Origin of the sequence: Burkholderia sp. WTPI3 (assembly GCF_021483755.1) — a bacterium.
In the GTDB taxonomy this organism is placed as follows: Bacteria; Pseudomonadota; Gammaproteobacteria; order Burkholderiales; family Burkholderiaceae; genus Burkholderia.
This window is the reverse complement of the sequence record NZ_JAGIXF010000008.1, coordinates 99980-123014: the sequence shown is the minus strand read 5'-3', so window position 1 is coordinate 123014 and position 23035 is coordinate 99980. Positions and strand designations below refer to the sequence as shown.

Genomic DNA, 23035 nt, shown 5'->3' with positions numbered 1-23035 from the left:
CATACCCTGTCGAATGTGACTGTCCGCCGAATCGGGCCAGCCGCCGCGCGGCGCGCACGCGCATTGCGCAACGGGCGTATCGTCTGCCCTTTGCCCGGCCGTCAGGAGATTTCGCGTGACCGCATCCAACGGAGCCACGCCCGCGGCCTCGCGCCGCGATGCATCCCCGCCCTATCTCGAACGTGGTTCGCGCAACTATTGGCGCGCGAGCGTCGCGCTGCTGTTCGCCGGCTACGCGACCTTCTCGCTGCTCTACTACGTGCAGCCGCTGCTGCCGGAATTCTCGAGCGCGTTCGGCGTGAGTCCCGCGCAAAGCAGTCTCGCGCTGTCGTTCGCGACGGGCGCGCTCGCCGTGGCCGTGTTCGTCGCGGGCTTCGTGTCCGAAGGGCTGAGCCGCCACCGGCTGATGACCGCATCGCTGATGCTGTCGTCGCTCCTCACGCTCGTCGCCGCGTTCGCGCCGCACTGGCACCAGATGCTGGTGCTGCGCGCGCTCACCGGGCTCGCGCTCGGCGGCGTACCCGCCGTCGGCATGGCGTATCTCGCCGAGGAAGTGCACCCCGACGGGCTCGGCCTCGCCATGGGACTCTACGTCGGCGGCAACGCGATCGGCGGGATGGCCGGGCGCGTGATCGCGGGCGTGCTCGCCGACCTGTTCACGTGGCGCATCGCGATCGGTGCGATCGGCGTGCTCGGCCTCGCCGCGACGCTCGCATTTCGCGCGTTGCTGCCGCCATCGCGCCATTTCACGCCGCGTCGCGGACTCGGCTTCGCGCAGCATCGCGCGGCGCTCGTCCGGCATCTCGCCGGCCGCCGCGAATTGCCCGTGCTGTTTGCAACGGCCTTCATCCTGATGGGCGGCTTCGTGACGCTGTACAACTACGTCGGCTATCGGCTCCTCGCGCCGCCGTATTCGATGAATCAGGCAACGATCGGCGCGATCTTCATCGTCTATCTGGTCGGCGTCGTCGCATCGCCGTGGTCGGGGCGGATGGCCGATTCGATCGGCCGCGGTCGCGTGCTGATCGCGAGCGTCGTCATCATGCTGGCCGGTGTCGCGCTGACGCTGCTGCAGCCCGTCGCCGCGATCGCGTTCGGCATCGCGTGCGTGACGTTCGGCTTCTTCGCCGGGCATTCGACCGCGAGCGGCTGGGTCGGACGCCTCGCGACGCAGGGCAAGGGGCAGGCCGCCGCGCTGTATCTGCTGTCCTACTATCTCGGTTCGAGCATCGTCGGCTCGCTCGGCGGACGCTTCTGGAGCGCGTACGGCTGGCCCGGCGTCGCGGCACTCGTCGCCATGCTGCTCGCGGTCGGGCTGGCGGCTGCCGCGTGGCTGCGCACGCGCGAACGCAGCGGCGCAGCGTGACGTCGTTCATGCACGCGCGTCGACGCATCGCCGGCAGTTGCGCCGGATAGCTACCTTGCGGTACCTTCGAAGCTCATTCGCGTTCAAGCGCATTTCGACACACGATGCATCCGCTCACGTCCGCTCTCGCAAAATCCCGGCCGCAGTTCGATACGCGGCCGCAGGCGTGCGCGCATCCGTCGGCCCCCCCACCTCCTGTCGCACCGCCGCTCGCCGGCGCCGCGCCGCCCCCGCCGGCGGCACGCGTCGGCTGATCAGCCGGCTTTCGTTTTCCGCTTTCCATTCGCCCGTTTGCGGCCGTTCGTGCGCGTCGACGCACGGTGCATTGCTGCGCGCGACGTGGAACGTTTCGATCCGTTCGACAGGTGGATTCACATGGTTTCGTTCAAACGCGCGCTCGCCGCGCATGGCGCGACGTCGCTCTTCGTGCTGCTGTGGAGCAGCGGCGCGATCTTCGCTGAACTCGGGCTGCGTCACGCATCCGCGTTCGTCTTTCTCACCGCACGCTTCGCGCTCGCGTCGCTCGTGCTGCTCGGGTTGGCTTGCATGCGCGGACGCTGGCTGCCGCCGCGCGGCGAGCGGCGCGTGGCCGCGCTGACCGGCTTGCTGATGATGGGCGGCTATTCGATCTTCTACTTGCTCGCGCTCGAGCGCGGAATCGCACCGGGCGTACTCGCGACGATCCTCGGTGTGCAGCCGATCCTCACGCTCGCGATCGTCGAGCGGCGCTGGCAGCCGATGCGCGTCGCGGGGCTCGGCCTCTCGCTGGCGGGCCTCGTGCTCGTCGTGTGCCGCGGCGTCGACGGCGCCGGGCTGTCGATCGCGGGCGTCGCCTGCGCACTCGCCGCACTCGTCGCGCTGACCGTCGGCTCGCTGCAGCAAAAGCGCGTGCGCACCGCTCCCGCCGACGTGCTGCCGCTGCAGAACGCGATCGGCCTCGCGCTATGCGCGGTGATCCTGCCGTTTCGGCCAATCTCGCTCGATGCGAGCTGGGCGTTCGTCGTGCCGCTGCTCTGGCTCGGCATCGTGATCTCGGTGATCGCGCAGTTGCTGTTCTACCGGTTGATGCAGCGCGGCGATCTCGTCAACGTGACGAGCCTGTTCTATCTCGTGCCCATCGTCACCACGCTGATGGACGCGGCCTGGCTCGGCAATCGTCCTGAACCGCTCGCGCTCGCCGGCATGGGCGCGATCGTCGCGGGGCTCGCGCTCGTATTCCGCACGCCGGCCGTTCGCGCACGTCCCGATCGCGCGTAAGCGTGCACGAGCCGCCGCGCCCGCGGGTGCGGCGGCTCGCGTCGGAGGTGTACGACATATGCGCGCCAAATGAAATGAATGTGAAAGACATGCGCAAGGCATTCGTCCGATTCGCGGGAAATATGCGAGATCCCCGGGGTTTTCCGCTGACTTTTAACGGTCTGGAGAGCGAAAAACGGCGCCGGGTTGCCTATACTCGAATTGCCCGCCTTGCTCGCAATCGAGGCGGCTCGACATTAGAAATACCCGGCAGGGAGCTGGAAGCGGCGCTGAAGCACCCACACCGGCCGACGCCCCACCGGGGTGGGGCCGAAGTAAGCGCTGAAGCGCCAACTCCGGCTGACACTGGAGACACGCATGACGACCTATTTCACGATCGGCGACTTCATCCTGTTGATTCCGATGGCGCTGGCCGGCGCGCTGTTCCTCGGCGCGGTGCCCTGCGCAACCGAATTCCGTCATAACCTGCTGCGCGTGCTGGGCGTCATTCTCGGCGTCGGCGTCGCGGTGTTGCTCGTCGAAGGCCTGCCTGCGCTGATCTAGCGGTGCAGCCGCGTGCAGTTCACGCCGCTGCACCGCAGCGACGTGACGGACTGCGTGCATCCGCGGCGATACGGCGCGCGATGGTTCGCACCCCGTATCGACTGCATCGATCACCGGTCAGATCGCCTGATCGGTGGACGGTTTTTCCCACAGATTGATGCCACCTTCGGTCGCGTAGCGATCGATTTCCGCGAGTTCGTCGGCCGTGAACGCGAGGTTCTTCAGCGCACCGACGTTTTCACGCACCTGCTCAGCCCGGCTCGCGCCGATCAGCGCGGACGTCACGCGACCATTGCGCAGCACCCATGCGAGCGCCATCTGCGCGAGACTCTGCCCGCGCCGCTCCGCGATACCGTTGAGCTTGCGTACATGCTCGAGGTTGTCCGCACTCAGGTGATCCTGCTTCAGCGAGCCGCCGCCCGGCTTGTTCACGCGTGCGTCAGCCGGCACGCCGTTCAGGTATTTCGACGTGAGCAGCCCCTGCGCGAGCGGCGTGAACGCGATGCTGCCCGTGCCGACGTCGTCGAGCGTATCGAGCAGATCCTCTTCGATCCAGCGGTTCAGCATGTTGTACGAAGGCTGGTGAATCAGCAGCGGCACCTTGTATTGCGCGAGCAGCGCAGCCATCTCGCGCGTCTTCGCGGCCGAATACGACGAGATGCCGATGTATAGCGCCTTGCCCTGCTGCACGGCCGATGCGAGCGCGCCGGCCGTTTCCTCGAGCGGCGTGTGCGCGTCGAAGCGATGCGAATAGAAGATGTCGACGTAGTCGAGGCCCATGCGCTGCAGGCTCTGGTCGAGGCTCGCGAGCACGTACTTGCGCGACCCGCCGCCGCTGCCGTACGGGCCCGGCCACATATCCCAGCCGGCCTTCGTCGAAATCAGCAGCTCGTCGCGGTACGGCCGGAAATCCTCCTTCAGCAGCCGGCCGAAGTTGGTTTCGGCGCTGCCATACGGCGGCCCGTAGTTGTTCGCGAGATCGAAGTGGTTGATACCGAGGTCGAACGCGGTGCGCAGGATGTCGCGCTGCGTCGCGATCGGCGTCGAGTCGCCGAAGTTGTGCCACAGGCCCAGCGACAGGGCGGGCAGTTTGAGCCCGGACTTGCCGCAGGTGCGGTACTGCATGTCGGCATAACGCTCGGAAGCTGCTTCGTAGGCCATGAGTCTGTTCCGTCAGGACGTCGGGGGAAGGGACGCGCGCCGCACGCGAACATCGCGCGCCGGCGGCGAGGAAAACGTACGACGGCTATGGTAGCGAACGCGGCGCGAGCGCGCACGGCGATGGACGCGGCCGCGCTCGTCGCCTACACTGCGGCGTCTCGAATCACGGTTACAGCGAGGTTGGTATGTCCCGGGTCATCTCGGTTGCGCTGCTCGTCGGCGGCGTCTTGCTGCTGTATTTCGGCGGCCAGTCGTTTCACTCGATCAACGACAACGTGTCGCGCTTCTTCACCGGCTCGCCCGCCACGAAGACGATCCTGCTGATCGTCGGCGGCGCCGTCGCCATGCTGATCGGCCTGATCGGGCTCGCGATGCCGGCCAACAAGCGCTGAGCGCTGCGCCACTGCGCAGCGGTCTGCGTCACGCAACGGCCCGCGTCACGCGATCCGGCCGCGCAAAATGCAACGGGCGGCCTGGCCGCCCGTTTCTTCATCCGCCGAGCCGCCGCGGCGCCCCATCGCGCGACCGCGCGGCCGAAACCGCTGCTAGAACTGCACTTCCGGCTTCGCCGCCGAACGCGTGCCCGGCAGCGGCCGGTTGCTCACGCCGTGATACGTGTACACGAGCGAGAACTTCACCTGGTCCGAACGGTTCTGCCCCGCCGAATGCAGCGTGTTGCAGTGGAAGAACACGACGTCGCCCGTCTGGAGCGGCGGGCAGGTTGCCGCGTCGATCATCTTCCGGTTTTCCGGCAGGTCGCTGCGGAAGAACTTCGCATTGTCGAACGCTTCCGGCCCGAATTCGGCCGTATGCGAGCCCGGCACCAGCCACAGCGCGCCGTTTTCGTTCGTTTCCGGCCCGAGTGCGAGCCACACCGACACCATGTCCGCGCGTTCGAACGACCAGTAACGGAAATCGCGATGCCAGCCGGTGAGGCTGCCGTACGCCGGGTGCTTCGTCATCATGCAGTTGTGATGCGCGCACGACAGAACCGGCTGCTCGCCGAAGTACTCGCGCATCCACGCGCCGATTTCGGGCGCGATCGCGCGCTCGGCGAACGCCGGATCGCGCGTGTACGCGTCGAGCAGCCGCCGCACCGTATGCCCGCCCGGCGCATGCTTCGACTCGGGCGCGCCCGGATAGCGCAGATCCGCCTCGAATTCGATCGGCTCCGCCGCTTCCTGCAACTGGCGCTCCGCGATGCGCTTGAGCGCCGCGCACTGCGCTTCCCCGACGAGGCCGCGCGCAACGACGAAGCCGCGTTCGCGCAATTCCGCGACTTGCGCGCGGATCGATTCCGACTGCAGTGGTGACGACATGGGATGCCAGACGTTTATTGTGTGAATGTGACGATTGTAAATCGGCGCCGGATGCCTCGAACAGCGCCATTGTCGTGCGCAGGGGCATGCCAATCGGCAATTTGATCTGGCTCAAGGGAACTGTGCGGCGCGGTGCGAGCCTCAACGACAGGCGGTATGCGGCACGCGCTTGCGGCACAAGGGTTTATCGCGACTTTTGCCCGTCATGAAACCCCTGTAGCCTGTCGCGGCCTGTCAATTCTGGCGGGCGCGGCGCGCAACGACTTTCGGTAAGATGCGTTGCGCCATCCGAGGCCGTTCATACCAGTGCGCTCTTAAGGGCGCCATCCATACAAGCGAAGCATCGTTCACATGCCATTCCGTCTGACTTCCCGTCTCAGCCGCGCCGCGAAGCGCGTCGTGCCGTCCGCTCCTGCCCGTTCGCTGCGCCACCACGGCACACGCAAGCAGGCGCTCGCCGAGCGCACGCACGCGCACAGCCGGCTGGACGGCATCCGCGCGTGGTTCCATGCGTTTTTCTCGATGGTGAGCACGCAGGCGTTCGCCCGCCGTGCCGGCCTGCGCTCGCTGCTGCAGAAGCCGTCATCGCTGCGCGCGCTCGCGCTGCGCCGCACGCTCGGCCCGCAGCGCCGCGTCAACCGCCCGCGCCGCCTCGCGGCGAGCACCGGGTGGTTCGGGTTCGGCGCACGCTGAAGCCGCGTCGCGGGCAGCGCCCGCGACGATCGCCGCGTTGCGGCGCTCGACACGCATGAAAAAACCCCGGCATGCCGGGGTTTTTTGTTTCAGGCGAACGACGCTTACGCGACGCGTGCCGTCGGCTCCACGCCGGCCGCTTCGGCCAGTGCGAGTGCCTTGTCGGTGGCTTCCCACGAGAATTCCGGCTCTTCGCGGCCGAAGTGGCCGTAAGCTGCCGTCTTCTCGTAGATCGGGCGCAGCAGGTCGAGCATCTTGATGATGCCCTTCGGACGCAGGTCGAAGTGCTCGCGCACGAGCTTCGTGATCACGGCATCCGACACGCGGCCCGTGCCGAACGTGTTGACCATCACCGAGGTCGGCTCGGCGACGCCGATCGCGTACGACACCTGGATCAGCGCGCGCGACGCGAGGCCGGCAGCAACGATGTTCTTCGCGACGTAGCGGCCTGCATACGCTGCCGAACGGTCGACCTTCGACGGATCCTTGCCCGAGAACGCGCCGCCGCCGTGCGGTGCGGCACCGCCGTACGTATCGACGATGATCTTGCGGCCGGTCAGGCCGCAGTCGCCCTGCGGGCCGCCGATCACGAACCGGCCGGTCGGGTTCACGAGGAACTTGATGTCGCCCTTGATCAGGTCCGCCGGCAGCGTCGGCTTGATGATTTCCTCGATCACGGCTTCGCGCAGCGCCGGCAGCTCGATGTCCGGTGCGTGCTGCGTGGACAGCACGACGGTGTCGATCGAATCCGGGCGGCCGTCGACGTAGCGAACCGTCACCTGCGACTTCGCGTCCGGGCGCAGCCATTGCAGGCGGCCGTCGCGGCGCAGGCTGGCCTGGCGCTCGACGAGACGGTGCGACAGGTAGATCGGCAGCGGCATCAGTTCCGGCGTTTCGTCGCATGCGTAACCGAACATCAGGCCCTGGTCGCCAGCGCCTTGATCGAGGTTGTCGTCATGCGCGCGGTCGACGCCTTGCGCGATGTCCGGCGACTGCTTGTCGTACGCGACGAGCACGGCGCAACCCTTGTAGTCGATGCCGTAGTCGGTGTTGTCGTAGCCGATGCGCTTGATGGTGTCGCGCGCGATCTGGATGTAATCGATGTTTGCCGTCGTGGTGATTTCACCGGCCAGCACGACGAGACCCGTGTTGCACAGCGTTTCCGCCGCAACGCGGGAATATTTGTCTTGCTCGAGGATGGCGTCGAGAATCGCGTCCGAGATTTGGTCCGCGACTTTGTCCGGATGGCCTTCGGAGACGGATTCGGACGTGAAGAGATAATCGTTTGCCACTTTTTCAGGCTCCTGTGTGGATACGGTTGGTTTCACGTAGCCAGCTTCGTTGGGCCTGAAGCGGCGACGCTTTAGCGGATTACCAGGACCGGGCAGCGCGCTTCGCGCCAGCCGGCTTCGCCCCGCAAGTTGTCAGTTAACTCGGCGAAGCCCGTATTATAGCGGCTTTCGTGAATTGTCACAGAGCGCCGCCCGTGCTGCATCGTCCGCTGTTCTACCCCCCTGTTCGCAACGTGCCGGCCAGCCGGCCCCACGGAGATTCCGCATGCTAGGCCGCCTCGGCACGCACCTCGCCATCGGCTTGCTGAAGCTGCTCGCCCTGCTGCCCTACGGCTTGACCGCACGGTTCGGCGACGGCCTCGGCTGGCTGCTGTACCAGATTCCCAGCCGGCGAAAGCGCATCGTACATATCAATCTGAAACTCTGCTTCCCCGACTGGAGCGACGAACGGCGCGAGGAAGTGGCAGGCCTGCATTTCCGCCACGCGATCCGCAGCTACGTCGAGCGCAGCGTCCAGTGGTTCGGCTCCGAGCGCAAGCTCGCGAAACTGATCGAGGTCGACAGCGCGGTCGACCTCACCGATCCCGATCTGCCCCCGACGCTGTTCCTCGGCCTGCACTTCGTCGGCATCGAAGCCGGCTCGATCTGGCTGAACCGGTCGCTGCACCGCCGTTGCGGGTCGCTGTACCAGCCGTTCTCGAACGCGATCCTCGAGGAGGAGGCGAAAAAGGCACGCGGGCGCTTCGACGCCGAGATGGTCGGCCGCGCGGACAGCGCGCGCGTCGTGCTGCGCTGGCTGCGCGATCGCAAGCCGGTGATGCTCGGCGCCGACATGGATTACGGGCTGCGCAATTCGACGTTCGTACCCTTCTTCGGCGTGCCCGCCTGCACGCTGACGGCCGTCGGCCGGCTCGCGAAGACGGGCCGTGCGCAGGTCGTGCCGTTCATCGGCGAGGTGCTGCCGAACTACAAGGGCTACCGGCTGAAGGTATTCAAGCCTTGGGATCACTACCCGACCGGCGACGACGATCTCGACGCGCGGAGGATGAACGAATTCCTCGAGGAACAGATTCCGCTGATGCCCGAGCAGTATTACTGGGTCCACAAGCGCTTCAAGACCCGGCCGCCCGGCGAGCCGAGCCTTTATTGAGTCAATCGGGGCCGCGGGCGCGCCGTCAAACGCGCGCCTGCGCCCTCGCCACCTTCGGCACGCCTTTCGCGCGTGCCTGCCACAGATCGTAGGCTGACTGCTGCGCGAGCCACCGATCCGCCCGCCCGCCGTTTTCCTCGCCCAGCCACGCCTCGAGACGCAGCGCCATGTCAGGCGAGATGCCGGCATGGCCGTGCAGGATGCGCGACAGCGCCGCCCGCGTGACGCCGAGCTGCGCGGCGGCTTCGGTAACGGTCAGGCGGAGCGCCGGCAAAATGTCGTCACGCAGCGTTTCGCCCGGATGGGGCGGATTGAAGATGCGAGTCATGGCGTTGAATGACCTCAGTGATGGTCTTGATAGTTGACCAGGACGACATCGGGCCATCGAACCTGAACGTCAGGCGCCAGTTGACGCTCACGCTCACCGAGTAGTGACCCTCCAGCCCACCGGCGAGGCGGTGAAGGTGCCAGCCCGGGACGTTCATGTCGAGCGGCTGACTCGCGATGTCGAGACGGGCAAGCTGGCGCCGCAACCTCGGGACATGATCCGGCCGGATGCCCGCCTTGTTCCCGTTCATGAAAACCGCCTCCAGCCTCATGTGCTGCCATGACTTGATCATGGGCCTCCCGTTACTCGCGTGCGATATCGACGGCATGGCCCACATGGCGTAGAGCCAGACTCTACGAATCGCCTGATTGAGTCGTCAATTTGACCGGTACGAAAACACGCACCCGGTTCGTCCCGTGCGCAGGCAAAGCCCGGGCGCGTGCAGCCGGATTCACTCGCCCTGGCAACGCCCGCCGCACCACACACCTCAATCTGCCCATTCGTCGCCCGCGCAACCAGTCGGCCGATCGACCGACACCTTCCGGCTCCGCCGCCCGAACGACACCCGCCGCCCCGCCCGCGCAGGACGCCCCTGTCAGCTGCATGTATCATTTGCGGTTGAGATCGGCACGACGAACGAAGCCGCCCGCAATGGCGGCACGTCGCCGTCGTCGCGCCGACCGCCTTGTTCGCCATGGAATCCCGGACCCTGTGAAACTCTCGTTCACCAAGATGCACGGCGCGGGCAACGACTTCGTCGTGCTCGACGGCTATTCGCGCGCGTTGCCGCCGCTCACCGAAGCGCAAGTGCGCGCGCTCGCCAGCCGACACTTCGGCATCGGCGCCGATCAGTTGCTGCTCGTCGAAAAACCGACCATCGACGGCGTGGACTTCAAGTACCGGATATTCAATTGCGACGGCGGCGAGGTCGAACACTGCGGCAACGGCGCACGCTGCTTCGTGAAATTCGTCAGCGACCGCGGCCTGACCGACAAGCGCACCGTGCGCGTGCAAGTGATGAAGGGCCTGATCACGCTGACGATGCAGGACAACGGCGAAGTTGTCGTCGACATGGGCGCGCCCGTGTTTGCGCCGGCGCAGGTGCCGTTCGACGCGTCGGGGCTCGACGGCCGCACGGAAGGCCGCGACACGCTGTGGCCGCTCGACGTCGGCGGCCACACGCGCTGGATCTCGACGGTGACGATGGGCAACCCGCACGCAGTGCAGGTCGTCGACGACGCCGAAGCGTATCCGGTGCTCGAAGAAGGCCCGCTGATCGAGCGCCATGCACGCTTTCCGGAGCGCGTGAACGCCGGCTTCATGCAGATCGTGTCGCGCAACGAAGTGAAGCTGCGCGTATATGAACGCGGCGCGGGCGAAACGCTCGCGTGCGGCACCGGCGCGTGCGCGGCGGTGGCGGCCGGCATCCGGCGCGGCCTGCTCGATTCGCCGGTGACCGTGCACACGCACGGCGGCACGCTGACGATCGGCTGGGACGGCGCGCGCGACGAAGCCGCCGCGCTGATGATGGCCGGGCCCGCCGCGACCGTGTTCGAAGGCGAGATCGACCTGAACGTCTGACCCTTCAACGTCCTGATAACTGAACGCTCCCGTCACATGAACGATCGCGAAGTCGCCGACTACCTGCTCGCCAATCCCGAATTCTTCGCGCAACACGCGGAACTGCTCGCGACGATCCGTCTTGCGAACCCGCACGGCAAGGCCGCGATCTCGCTGCAGGAGCGGCAGATGGAAATGCTGCGCGACAAGAACAAGCACCTCGAGCGCCGGCTCGCGGAGCTGGTGCGCTACGGGCACGAGAACGACAGCCTGTCCGCGAAGTTCAGCCGCTGGACCGCCCGCGTGATCGCCGAGCGCGACCCGTACGCGCTGCCGCGCACGATCGCCGACGGCATATCCGACGTGTTCGACGTGCCGCAAACGGCGCTGCGCGTGTGGGACGTCGCCGACACTTACGCGCAGGCCGATTTTGCGCGCCAGGTCGGCGAGGAAGTGCGTCTGTTCACGAACGGCCTGTCGACGCCGTACTGCGGCGCGAACACCGGCTTCGAAGCGGCCCAGTGGCTCGCGCCCGCGGTGGTTCCGGCAGCGAACGCGGCGGAAGGCGGCGAAGCCGCGCCGGCGGGCGACGGCGCGGCCACGTCGGTCGCGCTGCTCGCGCTGCGCGCGCCGCTCGCCGGTGCAGACGCGTCCGCCTTCGGCCTGCTCGTGCTCGGCTCGCCCGATCCGCGCCGGTTCCACGACGGGATGGCCACCGATTTCCTCGCGCAGATAGCGACGCTCGCGAGCGCCGCGCTCACGCGCCTGCTGCCGCACTGACGCCGCACCCGCGATGACCGACGATCCGATCGCCGCCTACCTGTCGAACCTGAAGTACGTCAGGCAGTTGTCGGAACATACGCTGCGCGCGTATACGCACGAACTCGACGAACTGAAGAAGCTCGCGGCCGGCCGGCCGCTCGAAGCGCTGACGGCCGCCGACATGCGCGGCGCGGTCGCCCGCGCACACGCGGGCGGACTGTCCGCGCGATCGATCTCGCATCGGCTGTCCGCGTGGCGCGCGTTCTACCGCTGGCTCGCGCAGCGCATCGAGATGGCGGCGAACCCGGTCGCCGCGGTACGCGCGCCGAAACGCCCGAAAACCTTGCCGAAAGCGCTGTCGGTCGACGACGCATCGGCATTGATGGACGCGCCGCTCGCCAACACCACCGAAGGCATCCGCGATCACGCGATCCTCGAACTGTTCTATTCGTCCGGGCTGCGCCTCGCCGAACTCGTCGGGCTCGACGTGATGTACACGCAGGCCGACGGCTACCGGTCGACCGGCTGGCTCGATCTGGCCGAAGCCGAAGTCACCGTGCGCGGCAAGGGCAACAAGGAACGCAAGGTACCGGTCGGCCGCAAGGCGATCGACGCGCTGAAGGCGTGGCTCGCGGTGCGCGGCGAATTCGTGAAGCACGACCCGCATCCGCTGTTCGTGTCCGTGCGCGGCAACCGGATGGCGCCGGGCGTCGTGCGCGAGCGCGTGAAGCGCGCGGCGCTCACCGCAGGCATCCCCGCCAACGTCCACCCGCACGTGCTGCGCCACTCGTTCGCGACGCACGTGCTGCAATCGAGCGGCGACCTGCGCGCGGTGCAGGAACTGCTGGGTCATGCGAGCGTCGCCGCGACACAGGTCTATACGTCGCTCGACTTCCAGCATCTCGCGAAGATTTACGACAGCGCGCATCCGCGCGCGAAGAAGCGCGACTGACGCGTCCCGTCTTACCCGCCGCGTACGGCGACCGGCACCGGCCGGCTTCGCCCGCGGCCCATTTCGATCCGATCATGCAAACCGTCACACTCAAACCGTCCAAGGAAAAATCGCTGCTGCGCCGGCATCCGTGGATCTACGCCAATGCGATTGATCGCGTCGACGGCAAGCCCGCGCCCGGCGCGACCGTGATCGTGCGCGCGCACGACGGCCGCTTCCTCGCGCGCGGCGCGTACAGCCCGCAGTCGCAGATCCGCGTGCGCGTATGGAGCTTCGACGAGAACGAGCCGATCGACCACGCATTCTTCAAGCGCCGCGTGCAGCGCGCGGTCGCGCACCGCACGACGATGGTGTCGGGCACGGGCGCCGTGCGGCTCGTGTTCGGCGAGGCCGACGGGCTGCCGGGGCTGATCGTCGACTACTACATTGCGGACACGGCCGAGCCGGGCGCCGCGCCGCGCGGCCAGCTCGTGTGCCAGTTCATGGCCGCCGGCGTCGAAGCATGGAAGGACGCGATCGTCGCCGCGCTCGGCAGCGCGACCGGTTGCCCGAACGTGTACGAACGCTCGGACGTATCGATCCGCGACAAGGAAGGGCTCGAGCAGACGACCGGCGTGCTCGCGGGCGACGCGCCGCCCGCGACGCTGATCTCGAACGAAAACGGTGTGCGGTATCACGTCGACGTGCCCAACGGCCACAAGACGGGCTTCTACGTCGACCAGCGCGACAACCGCGCGCTCGTCGCACAGTACGCGGCCGGCCGCGACGTGCTGAACTGCTTCTGCTACACGGGCGGCTTCTCGCTTGCGGCGCTCAAGGGCGGCGCGACGCGCGTCGTGTCGATCGACTCGTCGGGCGACGCGCTCGCGCTCGCGCGGCAGAACGTCGTGGCGAACGGTTTCGACGCCGAACGCGCGACCTGGCTCGACGCGGACGCGTTCAAGACGCTGCGCCGCCTCGTCGACGAGGGCGAGCGTTTCGACCTGATCGTGCTCGATCCGCCTAAGTTCGCGCCGACTCGCGACAGCGTCGACCGCGCGGCACGCGCCTACAAGGACATCAACCTGAGCGGCTTCAAGCTGCTGCGTCCGGGCGGCCTGCTGTTCACGTATTCGTGCTCGGGCGCGATCGACATGGATCTGTTCCAGAAGATCGTCGCGGGCGCGGCCGCCGACGCGAAGGTCGATGCGCGCATCCTGAAGCGGCTCGGCGCGGGCGTCGATCACCCGTTGCTCGCCGCATTTCCGGAAGGCGAGTATCTGAAGGGCCTGCTGTTGCAAATCGTCTGATCGCCCCGATCTACGCGCACACTCGCGTCCGGCGGCCGTTCCCGCTGGCGGATGCGCGCTCGCCCCTGTCGTCCGGACGACGGGCGCGGGCTTGACAGGTATGTTTCAATGGATGGTTGTGCGCCCCGGCTCGCGAGTCGACGGCGCGACGCACACATCCTGGTTTTGACCCCGATTCACGAACCACAGGCGACCGACATGGCCACTCCCGTCACCATCCTCACCGGCTTCCTCGGCAGCGGCAAGACGACGCTGCTCAAGCGCATCCTGAACGAACAGCACGGCATGAAGATCGCCGTGATCGAGAACGAGTTCGGCGAAGAGAACATCGACAACGAGATCCTCGTGCAGGACTCGAACGAGCAGATCATCCAGATGAGCAACGGCTGCATCTGCTGCACGATCCGCGGCGACCTCGCCCGCGCGCTCGGCGATCTGGCCGCGAAGAAGCGCGAAGGCAAGCTCGATTTCGACCGCATCGTGATCGAAACGACCGGCCTCGCGAACCCGGGCCCCGTCGCGCAGACCTTCTTCATCGACAGCGAAATCGCCGACGACTTCCTGCTCGACGCCGTCATCACGCTGGTCGATGCGAAGCACGCGAACGCGCAGCTCGACGAACACGAAGTGGTGCAGCGCCAGGTCGGCTTCGCCGATCGCCTGTTCATCACGAAGTCGGACCTCGTCGACGACCAGACCGTCGCGGCGCTCAAGCACCGCCTGATGCACATGAACCCGAAGGCGGCGATCAAGGTCGTGAATTTCGGCGAAGCGGACATCAAGGAAATCTTCGACCTGCGCGGCTTCAACCTGAACGCGAAGCTCGAGATCGACCCGGACTTCCTCGCCGAGGACGACCACGCGCACCATCACCACGACCATGATCACGATCACGCGCATTGCGACCACGATCACGGTCAATGCGCGCACGATCACGACCACGGTCACCACCACCATCACGCGCACCACGACGACAAGATCAAGTCGTTCGTGTACCGCAACGACCGCCCGTTCGACCCGAACAAGCTGGAAGACTTCCTCGGCGGCATCCTGCAGATCTACGGGGAACGGATGTTGCGCTACAAGGGCGTGCTGTACATGAAGGGGGTCGATCGCAAGGTCGTGTTCCAGGGCGTGCACCAGATGATGGGCAGCGATCTCGCCGCCAAGTGGCTGCCGGTCGAGAAGAAGACCAACAAGATGGTGTTCATCGGCGTCGACCTGCCGCAGGACCTGATCACCGACGGCCTCGACGCCTGCCTCGCCTGAGCATCCGGGCAAGCCCCGCGAGCCGCCCGCGCGGCCGCCTCGGCGAGTTGCCGGGGCCGTCGCGCGGTGCCTTTTCCGGGAAGGGTTTCGCCGTCATCGCTTTTTCGCGATTTGCGCGTTATATTTTCTAGATATTGGCGCAGCCGACGGGGATCGACCCGATACGGCGCCCGCTTGCGATTCAGTTACAATACGTGCCCGCTGGAGTACGGCAATAACAGGCCCGGTTCTTGCAGAACCATTACCCGGGCATCGCAACCGCGCCGGATCGCCCATCCATTACCCGGCCGCGGCCGAAGCGATCTGCCGCGCAGCACACCGGTTCGCCGCGCGCAAATCCGCGCCAGGCCTATCCTGGTATTTGAGAACCGGTTTTCCAGAGGCTTTCGGCCCCGCGGCGGCAAATCGCAAATGATTGCAAGCGCAGTTGCGGGTAATCCCAAAGTGCAGGCACTATCTCCGGATTTGCCGCACATTGAAGAAGCAAGCAGATGACGAAGAAACTCTTGACCGAAGCCGAAATCCTGAAGATGAGCGACAAGGATTACATGAATGAGGATCAGCTCGCCTTCTTCAAAAATCGGCTCGAACAGTTGCAGGCGGACATCCTCAAGAACGCAGGCCAGACGACCGAGAACCTGCGCGAGACGGTGATCGTGCCCGATCCCGCCGATCGCGCGACGATCGAGGAAGAGCACGCGCTCGAGCTGCGTACGCGCGATCGCGAACGCAAACTCCTCAAGAAGGTTCAGCAATCGCTCGCCCGCATCGATTCCGGCGACTACGGCTGGTGCGAGGAAACAGGCGAACCGATCGGCATTCCGCGCCTGCTCGCGCGTCCGACGGCCACGCTGTCGCTCGAAGCACAAGAGCGCCGCGAGCTGCGCCAGAAGCTGTTCGGCGACTGATCGAGCGGCGCTCCGCTCAAACACGCTGCTTCCCGAAAGCGCGCGGCCTGCCGCGCGCTTTTTGTTTTTCCGGCACCGGCCCTGGTGCCGGCCTGCCGGCGACGACGCGCGCCGGACGATTTGCATCCCCCTCTTGATATCCCGGCGGCCGCCCTAAAATGACACGGACGCGCGCCGGACCGCTTCCCGGCGCACTGCGATTCATGCGGCGGCGCCTCGCGCCGCCCGACTCTTCCCCGTTTTTCTCAAGGAACGCAGATGGAGCAATTTCACGGCACGACCATCGTTTCGGTCCGGCGCGGCGACAAGGTCGCGCTCGGCGGCGACGGCCAGGTAACCCTCGGCAACATCGTCATGAAGGGTGGCGCGCGGAAAGTGCGGCGGATCTACAACAACCAGGTACTGGTCGGATTCGCAGGCGGCACCGCCGATGCGTTCTCGCTGCTCGATCGCTTCGAGGCGAAGCTCGAGAAGCACCAGGGCAACCTGACCCGCGCGGCCGTCGAGCTCGCGAAGGACTGGCGTACCGACCGAATGCTGCGCCGCCTCGAGGCGATGCTGATCACGGCCGATGCCACCACCACGCTGGTGATCACCGGTAACGGCGACGTGCTCGATCCGGAGGGCGGCATCTGCGCGATCGGTTCGGGCGGCGCCTATGCGCAGGCCGCGGCCCGCGCGCTCGCGGAGAACACCGAGCTGTCGCCGCGCGAGATCGTCGAGAAGTCGCTTGAGATCGCCGGCGACATGTGCATCTACACGAACCACAACCGCATCATCGAAACGATCGAGTAAGGACCGCACCATGAGCACCATGACCCCTGCCGAGATCGTCTCGGAACTCGACAAGCACATCATCGGCCAGGCCAGGGCGAAGAAGGCCGTCGCGGTCGCGCTGCGCAACCGCTGGCGCCGCCAGCAGGTCGCCGACCCGCTGCGCCAGGAAATCACGCCGAAGAACATCCTGATGATCGGGCCGACAGGCGTCGGCAAGACCGAAATCGCGCGCCGCCTCGCGAAGCTCGCCGATGCGCCGTTCATCAAGATCGAAGCGACCAAGTTCACCGAAGTCGGCTACGTCGGCCGCGACGTCGACAGCATCGTGCGCGATCTGATCGAGATCTCGGTCAAGCAGACGCGCGAATCCGAGATGCGCAAGGTGCGCAGCAAGGCGACCGACCAGGCGGAAGACCGCATCCTCGACATCCTGCTGCCGCAGCCGCGTGCGGTGGGCTTCGGCGGCAACGCCGATCACGCGAACGACGACAACAACTCGACGCGCCAGACCTTCCGCAAGCGTCTGCGCGAAGGCCAGCTCGACGACAAGGAAGTCGAACTCGACCTCGAGCAGCCGTCGGCCGGCATGGACATCATGGCGCCGCCAGGGATGGAAGAGATGACCGAGCAGATCCGCTCGATGTTCTCGAACCTCGGCAGCGGCAAGAAGCAGCGCCGCAAGGTGAAGATCAAGGAAGCGCTGAAGCTGCTGACCGACGAGGAAGCGGCGAAGATGCTCAACGACGAGGAAGTGAAGACGAAGGCCGTGCAGAACGTCGAGCAGAACGGCATCGTGTTCCTCGACGAGATCGACAAGATCACGTCGCGCAACAACGAAGGCAGCGGCGGCGAAGTGTCGCGCCAGGGTGTGCAGCGCGATCTGCTCCCGCTCGTCGAAGGCACGACGGTCAACACGAAATACGGGATGGTGAAGACCGATCACATCCTGTTCATCGCGAGCGGCGCGTTCCATCTCGCGAAGCCGAGCGACCTGATTCCGGAACTGCAGGGCCGCTTTCCGATCCGCGTCGAGCTCGACTCGCTGTCGGTGAACGACTTCGAGGCGATCCTTGTCGCGACCGATGCGAGCCTGGTCAAGCAGTATCAGGCGCTGCTCGCAACCGAAGACGTGCAGCTCGAGTTCGCCGCCGACGGCATCCGCCGTCTGGCCGAGATCGCGTACTCGGTCAACGAGAAGACCGAGAACATCGGCGCGCGCCGGCTGTACACGGTCATCGAGAAACTGCTCGAGGAAGTGTCGTTCTCGGCAGGCAACCACGCCGGCGAGCGCGTGACGATCGACGCGAAGTATGTCGACCAGGCGCTCGGCCAGGTGTCGCAGGACGAAGACCTGTCGCGCTACGTGCTGTAACGTACGCGGCGGCGAATGCGCAACGGGCGGCCCCACGGGCCGCCCGTTTTCGTTGGTGCGGGCGACAGGCGCCGCCCCACCGTTTACTGGCGCACCGGCTTCTTCGCGAGCTTGCGCTGCAGCGTGCGGCGGTGCATGTTCAGCGCGCGCGCAGTCGCCGAGATGTTGTTGTTGTTCTCCGCCAGCACGCGCTGGATGTGTTCCCACTCGAGCCGGTCGACCGACAGCACGACCGGGTTCTCGAGTGCCTCGTCGGCCTGCACTTCGCTCGCGTTGGTCTGCAACGCAGCCAGGATCGACTCGATGTTCGCCGGCTTCGCGAGATAGTTGTCGGCACCTTCCTTCACGGCCTGCACGGCGGTCGCGATGCTCGCGTAGCCCGTCAGCACGAGAATCCGCGCGTCGGGCTGCAGGTCGCACAGCGGCGCGATCAGGCTCAGGCCCGAATCCTCGCCGAGATGCAGGTCGACGGTGATGAACTGGAACTTGCCGCCGGCGGCGAGCCGCAGCGCCACCTCCTTGTCGTGTGCCTGCTGCACCGCGTAGCCGCGGCGCTCGAGGCCGCGCGCGAGCGTACCCGCGAACACCTCGTTATCGTCGATCACCAGGAAATTGTTCTCGCTCATGTGGTTTCTCCGTCTACGTGTTGGTTGAGGCGGCAGGCGCCGCGATGTGCGTCACCGGCAGGCGCAACACCGCACGCGTGCCGCGGCCGGGAGCGCCGGCCTGGCGGCTGTCCGGTGTGGCCGCCGTGCGCTCGGCCGCGCGCTGCCCCGGTGCGGCAGAAGCATGGCCGTTCGCCGCGCTGCCCGCGCGCGCGGCGGCGCTTGCCGCGCGCGGTGCGACGTCGGACAGCTCGATCTCGCCGCCCAGGCGCACGGCCGCGCTGAATGCCAGGTACAGGCCGACCCCGTGCCCGCCCTGCGTGCTGTCGACCGGCATCGCGCCGAGCGATTCGCGCAGCGCGGCCGGAATGCCCGGCCCGTCGTCGCATACTTCGAATTCGATCTGTTCGGCCGATCGGTCGTTGTACGAGAGCCGTGCGGCCAGCGTCACGCGGTGCGGGCTGGCCCGCGCGGCGTTGTCGAGCAGGATCGTGAGGATCTGGCCGGCCGCGACCGTGTCGTCGAGCGCGACGCCCGACGGGCGTGCGCCGAGCAGCTCGAACTGCACGTGCGGATGCCGCAGCCGCCAGTGCTCGACGAACGTGTCGAGCCAGTCGCCCACCGGCTGGCGGCTCGCGGGCGCGCTCGCACGACTGCGCAGGCGCGCAAGCGCGGACGTGCAGAGTGTCATCTGCTCTTCGAGCACCTTCAGGTCGGCCTCATAGCGCGCGAGCCCCGGATCGGCACGTGCTGCGTCGCGCAATTCCTCGGCGAGCATCGCGATCGTCGACAGCGGCGTACCCATCTCGTGCGCGACGGTAGCGGCCTGCACGCCGAGCGCGACCGCCCGCTCGTCGCGCAGCAGATGCGCCTGCGCTTCGCCGAGCGCCGCATCGCGCTGACGCAGCGCGTTCGACATGCGCGCGACGAACCAGGCGGTCAACCCGACGCTGACCATGAAGTTCACCCACATCCCGGTGCGGTAGTAGTCGAACAGGTTCGCCGGGTTGTCCATGTTGAGCGGCACCGAATCGAAGCCGAGTGCCGCGTAGCAGGCGACGGCGAACGCCGCGAGCCAGATCATCAGGTGCCACGGCAGCACGGCCGCCGCGATCGCGAGCGACGGCAGGTACAGCGACACGAACGGATTGGTCGTGCCACCCGACAGGAACAGCAGCGCCGACAGCGCACCGAGGTCGACCCATAGCTGGCCGAGCAGCTCGAAATTGGTCTCGGGCCGCGCGCGCAGCACCCGCACCCAGGTCAGCGCGTTGAAGACGACTTCGAGCACGATGACCATCAGCATCGCCGGCAACGGCAGATGCACGCCGAAATAGGTCTGCACGACGCCGATCGTCGCAAGCTGGCCGATGATCGCAAGATTGCGCAGCCAGAACAGGTGGCTGAGGTTGACGCGCCCGGTGGTGGTGATTCGTTGCATCCGGCCAGTTTACCCGTTTAGCGCCCGACGTCTCTCGCGGGGCCGGATCGTGGACGTTGCGCGCACGGGCCGCGACGCACCGGCGCCTCGCGCCGCGGGGATCCATCCGCCCACGGTCAGCCTGGCGCTCCGGCCATGCGCCGTGCGATCTCGTCGGCGAGGCATTCCGGGCATCGGCAGCGCGCCCCGGCCGCGGGCGGCGCATCGCCGGACAGCACCGGCATCGACGCGCACCAGCAGTCGAACGGCTGCGTGCGGGCGCCGCAGTCGAAGCCGCGCCCGCAGTGCGGGCAGCGCGCGCGGTGCGGGGCCGAACGGGCGGCGGCGGAATCAGTCATGGCGCAATCGCGGAAGCGGGCATGAAGTCGCCCTACGCGACAAGCATAGCGCGGCGCGCGGATTTTGCACGTCGGCCGTCCGGCCGATGTGCCCCGACATCGCGCCGGGACGCGCGGCGCGCGGGCGCCGCCCGCGCTGCCGTCCGCATCGATGCCGCACACCCCGGCGCCATGGCCGGCGGGCCGCCGCGCGGGGTGCCCGGGCGGCCGCACTCGCCTTCCGGCCGGCCCAAAAACCCGATGCTGCGCTGCGCCACTCCTGTACAATTCGCCCTGTTTCAACCGTTCCCAGCCAGAGCCGCCGCCATGTCCGAGCCCCTCGACCTCTCGCAGATCGCCCCCACGCTGAAAGCAGGAATCCTCGCCGAAGCGCTGCCGTACATTCGCCGCTACCACGGCAAGACCGTGGTGATCAAATACGGCGGCAACGCGATGACGGAAGAGCGGCTCAAGCAGGGCTTCGCGCGCGACGTGATCCTGCTGAAACTGGTCGGCATCAACCCGGTGATCGTCCACGGCGGTGGTCCGCAGATCGATCACGCGCTGAAGAAGATCGGCAAGGCCGGCACCTTCATCCAGGGCATGCGCGTGACCGACGAAGAAACGATGGAAGTCGTCGAGTGGGTGCTGGGCGGCGAAGTGCAGCAGGACATCGTGATGCTGATCAACCACTTCGGCGGCCATGCGGTGGGCCTGACCGGCAAGGACGGCGGCCTGATCCACGCGCGCAAGCTGCTGATGCCGGATCGCGACAACCCGGGCCAGACCATCGACATCGGCCAGGTCGGCGAAGTCGAGGCGATCAACCCGGCGGTCGTGAAGGCGCTGCAGGACGACGCGTTCATCCCGGTGATTTCGCCGATCGGCTTCGGCGAGGACGGTCTCTCGTACAACATCAATGCCGACCTCGTCGCCGGCAAGCTCGCAACGGTGCTGAACGCCGAGAAGCTGCTGATGATGACCAACATCCCCGGCGTGATGGACAAGGACGGCAACCTGCTGACCGACCTGTCCGCGCGCGAGATCGATGCGCTGTTCGAAGACGGCACGATCTCGGGCGGCATGCTGCCGAAGATCTCGTCGGCGCTCGACGCCGCGAAGAGCGGCGTGAAGTCGGTGCACATCGTCGACGGCCGCATCGAACACTCGGTGCTGCTGGAAATCCTGACCGAGCAGCCGTTCGGCACGATGATCCGCTCGCATTGAGCGCGCGCCGCCCGCCCTCCGTCTCCGGTCTCCCGGCGTCGCTGCGACGCCGGCGCATCTCCCGCAGCCGGCCGCGTGCCGGCACCCCCGTCTGGCTGTTCGATCTCGACAACACGCTTCACCACGCATCGCACGCGATCTTTCCGGAGATCAACCGTGCGATGACGCAGTACATCGTCGACGCCCTCGACGTCGAACGTGCCGAAGCCGACCGGCTGCGCACCGGCTACACGCAGCGCTACGGCGCGGCGCTCCTCGGCCTCACGCGCCATCATCCGATCGATCCGCACGACTTCCTGCGCGTCGTCCACACGTTTGCCGACCTGCCCGCGATGGTGCGTGCCGAGCGCGGTCTCGCACGGATCGTCGCCGCGCTGCCGGGCCGCAAGTTCGTGCTGACCAACGCACCGGAGAACTACGCGCGCGCGGTGCTGCGCGAACTGCGCATCGAGCGGTTGTTCGAGCGCGTGATCGCGATCGAGCACATGCGCGACCGCCGCACGTGGCGCGCGAAGCCCGACTACGCGATGCTGCGCCGGACCCTGCGTGCCGCGCACGCGCGGCTGGCCGACGCGATCCTCGTCGAGGATACGCGCAGCCACCTGAAACGCTACAAACGCCTCGGCATTGGCACCGTGTGGATCACCGGCCACCTGCCCGGCCATCTGCCTAACATCGGCCGACCGCATTATGTCGACCAGCGCATTCGTTCGTTAAAATCGCTCCGACTGGGCACACGATCGGGGCGACAGAAATGCAGCCGACTTACCCGCAGGACCAAGCCGTAACGAAAGACCAGGCCACACCGTCCCGCCCGCGCCCGAAGCCGGGCGAGCGGCGCGTGATGATCCTGCAGACGCTCGCCGAGATGCTCGAGGCGCCCAAGCGCGAAAAAATCACGACCGCCGCGCTCGCGGCCCGGCTCGATGTGTCGGAAGCCGCGCTGTACCGTCATTTCGCCAGCAAGGCGAAGATGTACGAAGGACTGATCGAATTCATCGAGCAGTCACTGTTCGGCCTCGTCAACCAGATCGTCGCGAAAGAACCGAACGGCGTGCTGCAAGCGCACACGATCGCACTGACGATGCTCAATTTCGCTGCGAAGAACCCGGGCATGACGCGCGTACTGACCGGCGAGGCGCTGGTCGGCGAGGATGAGCGGCTCACCGAGCGGGTCAGCCAGTTGCTCGACCGGATCGAGGCAACCATCAAGCAGTGCCTGCGGGTGGCGCGTACGGAAGCGAATGCACCGCAGGATGGCACGACGACGCTCGTGCTCCCTGCCGACTACGATCCCGCCGCGCGCGCAAGCTTGCTCGTCAGCTATGTGATCGGCCGGTGGCATCGCTTCGCGAAGGGCGGGTTCCAGAAATCGCCCGGCGAGCAGGCCGATGCTCACTTGCGGCTGATCCTGCAGTAAGCGAACCGCCCGCGCCGCTGCGCGGCG

General features: G+C 66.9%; 24 protein-coding genes and 1 pseudogene. 17 read left to right on the top strand and 8 right to left on the bottom strand.

Translation table 11 applies throughout. The features are described from left to right. Positions 1–115: 115 nt before the first annotated feature. From J7024_RS07075 to J7024_RS07065, 3 genes are all read left to right on the top strand, one after another. Positions 116–1366, top strand: coding sequence for an MFS transporter (locus J7024_RS07075; protein ID WP_124828160.1), 1251 nt, complete (start codon positions 116–118; stop codon positions 1364–1366). Between the two features lie 375 nt (positions 1367–1741). Continuing rightward, positions 1742–2623, top strand: coding sequence for a DMT family transporter (locus J7024_RS07070; protein ID WP_124828161.1), 882 nt, complete (start codon positions 1742–1744; stop codon positions 2621–2623). 357 nt (positions 2624–2980) lie between these two features. Beyond that, the gene (locus J7024_RS07065) at positions 2981–3166 is read left to right on the top strand and encodes a hypothetical protein (protein ID WP_011353526.1); all 186 of its coding nucleotides are present in this window, start codon (positions 2981–2983) and stop codon (positions 3164–3166) included. A gap of 117 nt (positions 3167–3283) precedes the next feature. On the opposite strand, the gene mgrA is transcribed toward J7024_RS07065, so the two are convergent. Further along, positions 3284–4327, bottom strand: coding sequence for an L-glyceraldehyde 3-phosphate reductase (gene mgrA, locus J7024_RS07060; protein WP_124828162.1), 1044 nt, complete (start codon positions 4325–4327; stop codon positions 3284–3286). 185 nt (positions 4328–4512) lie between these two features. Between mgrA and J7024_RS07055 the strand changes: the two genes are divergently transcribed. Further along, positions 4513–4719, top strand: coding sequence for a DUF3185 family protein (locus tag J7024_RS07055; RefSeq protein WP_124828163.1), 207 nt, complete (start codon positions 4513–4515; stop codon positions 4717–4719). Between the two features lie 153 nt (positions 4720–4872). On the opposite strand, the gene J7024_RS07050 is transcribed toward J7024_RS07055, so the two are convergent. Continuing rightward, entirely contained in the window at positions 4873–5646 is a 774-nt protein-coding gene (locus tag J7024_RS07050) for a phytanoyl-CoA dioxygenase family protein (RefSeq protein ID WP_124828164.1), read from the bottom strand. A gap of 351 nt (positions 5647–5997) precedes the next feature. Between J7024_RS07050 and J7024_RS07045 the strand changes: the two genes are divergently transcribed. Further along, positions 5998–6339 carry a hypothetical protein gene (locus J7024_RS07045; RefSeq protein WP_124828165.1) on the top strand — a complete coding sequence of 114 codons (342 nt, stop codon included), beginning with the start codon at positions 5998–6000 and terminating at the stop codon, positions 6337–6339. 104 nt (positions 6340–6443) lie between these two features. On the opposite strand, the gene metK is transcribed toward J7024_RS07045, so the two are convergent. Next, positions 6444–7631: a methionine adenosyltransferase gene (gene metK / locus J7024_RS07040; protein ID WP_040128500.1), complete on the bottom strand. Its 1188-nt coding sequence runs from the start codon at positions 7629–7631 to the stop codon at positions 6444–6446. Positions 7632–7896: 265 nt separating this feature from the next. Here metK and lpxL point away from each other — a divergent pair, with 265 nt between their 5' ends. After that, positions 7897–8781 carry a lauroyl acyltransferase LpxL gene (lpxL, locus tag J7024_RS07035; RefSeq protein WP_124828166.1) on the top strand — a complete coding sequence of 295 codons (885 nt, stop codon included), beginning with the start codon at positions 7897–7899 and terminating at the stop codon, positions 8779–8781. Between the two features lie 25 nt (positions 8782–8806). Here lpxL and J7024_RS07030 read toward each other — a convergent pair whose 3' ends face one another. Together J7024_RS07030 and J7024_RS07025 are read right to left on the bottom strand one after the other, a co-directional pair. Continuing rightward, on the bottom strand, positions 8807–9109 hold the full coding sequence (locus J7024_RS07030) for a HigA family addiction module antitoxin (RefSeq protein ID WP_124828167.1): 303 nt from the start codon (positions 9107–9109) through the stop codon (positions 8807–8809). Positions 9110–9123: 14 nt separating this feature from the next. Next, positions 9124–9401: pseudogene (locus J7024_RS07025) on the bottom strand (type II toxin-antitoxin system RelE/ParE family toxin). Between the two features lie 419 nt (positions 9402–9820). Here J7024_RS07025 and dapF point away from each other — a divergent pair. From dapF to hslU, 8 genes are all read left to right on the top strand, one after another. Next, positions 9821–10690: a diaminopimelate epimerase gene (dapF, locus tag J7024_RS07020; RefSeq protein ID WP_124828169.1), complete on the top strand. Its 870-nt coding sequence runs from the start codon at positions 9821–9823 to the stop codon at positions 10688–10690. Between the two features lie 36 nt (positions 10691–10726). Next, a complete protein-coding gene (locus tag J7024_RS07015; protein WP_175761504.1) occupies positions 10727–11449 on the top strand; it encodes a DUF484 family protein in 723 nt (240 codons plus the stop codon). 13 nt (positions 11450–11462) lie between these two features. Then, positions 11463–12383: a tyrosine recombinase XerC gene (xerC, locus tag J7024_RS07010; RefSeq protein ID WP_124828170.1), complete on the top strand. Its 921-nt coding sequence runs from the start codon at positions 11463–11465 to the stop codon at positions 12381–12383. Between the two features lie 74 nt (positions 12384–12457). After that, on the top strand, positions 12458–13672 hold the full coding sequence (locus J7024_RS07005) for a class I SAM-dependent rRNA methyltransferase (RefSeq protein WP_124828171.1): 1215 nt from the start codon (positions 12458–12460) through the stop codon (positions 13670–13672). Between the two features lie 198 nt (positions 13673–13870). Then, positions 13871–14941: a CobW family GTP-binding protein gene (locus tag J7024_RS07000; RefSeq protein ID WP_124828172.1), complete on the top strand. Its 1071-nt coding sequence runs from the start codon at positions 13871–13873 to the stop codon at positions 14939–14941. Between the two features lie 491 nt (positions 14942–15432). Then, on the top strand, positions 15433–15849 hold the full coding sequence (dksA, locus tag J7024_RS06995; protein WP_006477498.1) for an RNA polymerase-binding protein DksA: 417 nt from the start codon (positions 15433–15435) through the stop codon (positions 15847–15849). Positions 15850–16107: 258 nt separating this feature from the next. Continuing rightward, entirely contained in the window at positions 16108–16644 is a 537-nt protein-coding gene (hslV, locus tag J7024_RS06990) for an ATP-dependent protease subunit HslV (RefSeq protein WP_006760749.1), read from the top strand. A 10-nt stretch (positions 16645–16654) separates the two neighbouring features. Beyond that, complete coding sequence (hslU, locus tag J7024_RS06985) at positions 16655–17998, top strand: ATP-dependent protease ATPase subunit HslU (protein ID WP_124828173.1); 1344 nt, start codon at positions 16655–16657, stop codon at positions 17996–17998. Positions 17999–18081: 83 nt separating this feature from the next. Here the strand turns inward: hslU and J7024_RS06980 are convergent, their stop codons facing one another. The 3 genes from J7024_RS06980 to J7024_RS06970 form a co-directional block, all read right to left on the bottom strand. Then, entirely contained in the window at positions 18082–18624 is a 543-nt protein-coding gene (locus J7024_RS06980) for a response regulator transcription factor (protein ID WP_124828174.1), read from the bottom strand. A gap of 13 nt (positions 18625–18637) precedes the next feature. Beyond that, the gene (locus tag J7024_RS06975; RefSeq protein ID WP_124828175.1) at positions 18638–20044 is read right to left on the bottom strand and encodes an ATP-binding protein; all 1407 of its coding nucleotides are present in this window, start codon (positions 20042–20044) and stop codon (positions 18638–18640) included. A gap of 116 nt (positions 20045–20160) precedes the next feature. Then, positions 20161–20382, bottom strand: a complete 222-nt coding sequence (locus J7024_RS06970) for a cysteine-rich CWC family protein (RefSeq protein ID WP_175751047.1) — start codon at positions 20380–20382, stop codon at positions 20161–20163. A gap of 306 nt (positions 20383–20688) precedes the next feature. Here J7024_RS06970 and argB point away from each other — a divergent pair, with 306 nt between their 5' ends. The 3 genes from argB to slmA are packed head-to-tail and all read left to right on the top strand — an operon-like array spanning position 20689 to position 23008. Then, positions 20689–21588: an acetylglutamate kinase gene (gene argB, locus J7024_RS06965; RefSeq protein WP_124828177.1), complete on the top strand. Its 900-nt coding sequence runs from the start codon at positions 20689–20691 to the stop codon at positions 21586–21588. Further along, on the top strand, positions 21585–22376 hold the full coding sequence (locus J7024_RS06960; RefSeq protein WP_124828178.1) for a pyrimidine 5'-nucleotidase: 792 nt from the start codon (positions 21585–21587) through the stop codon (positions 22374–22376). Before argB ends, J7024_RS06960 begins: the two co-directional genes overlap by 4 nt. Then, positions 22343–23008 (top strand): nucleoid occlusion factor SlmA, encoded by a 666-nt coding sequence (gene slmA, locus J7024_RS06955; RefSeq protein ID WP_234744936.1) that lies wholly within the window; start codon positions 22343–22345, stop codon positions 23006–23008. The genes J7024_RS06960 and slmA overlap by 34 nt, the downstream gene beginning before the upstream one ends. Positions 23009–23035 lie beyond the last annotated feature (27 nt).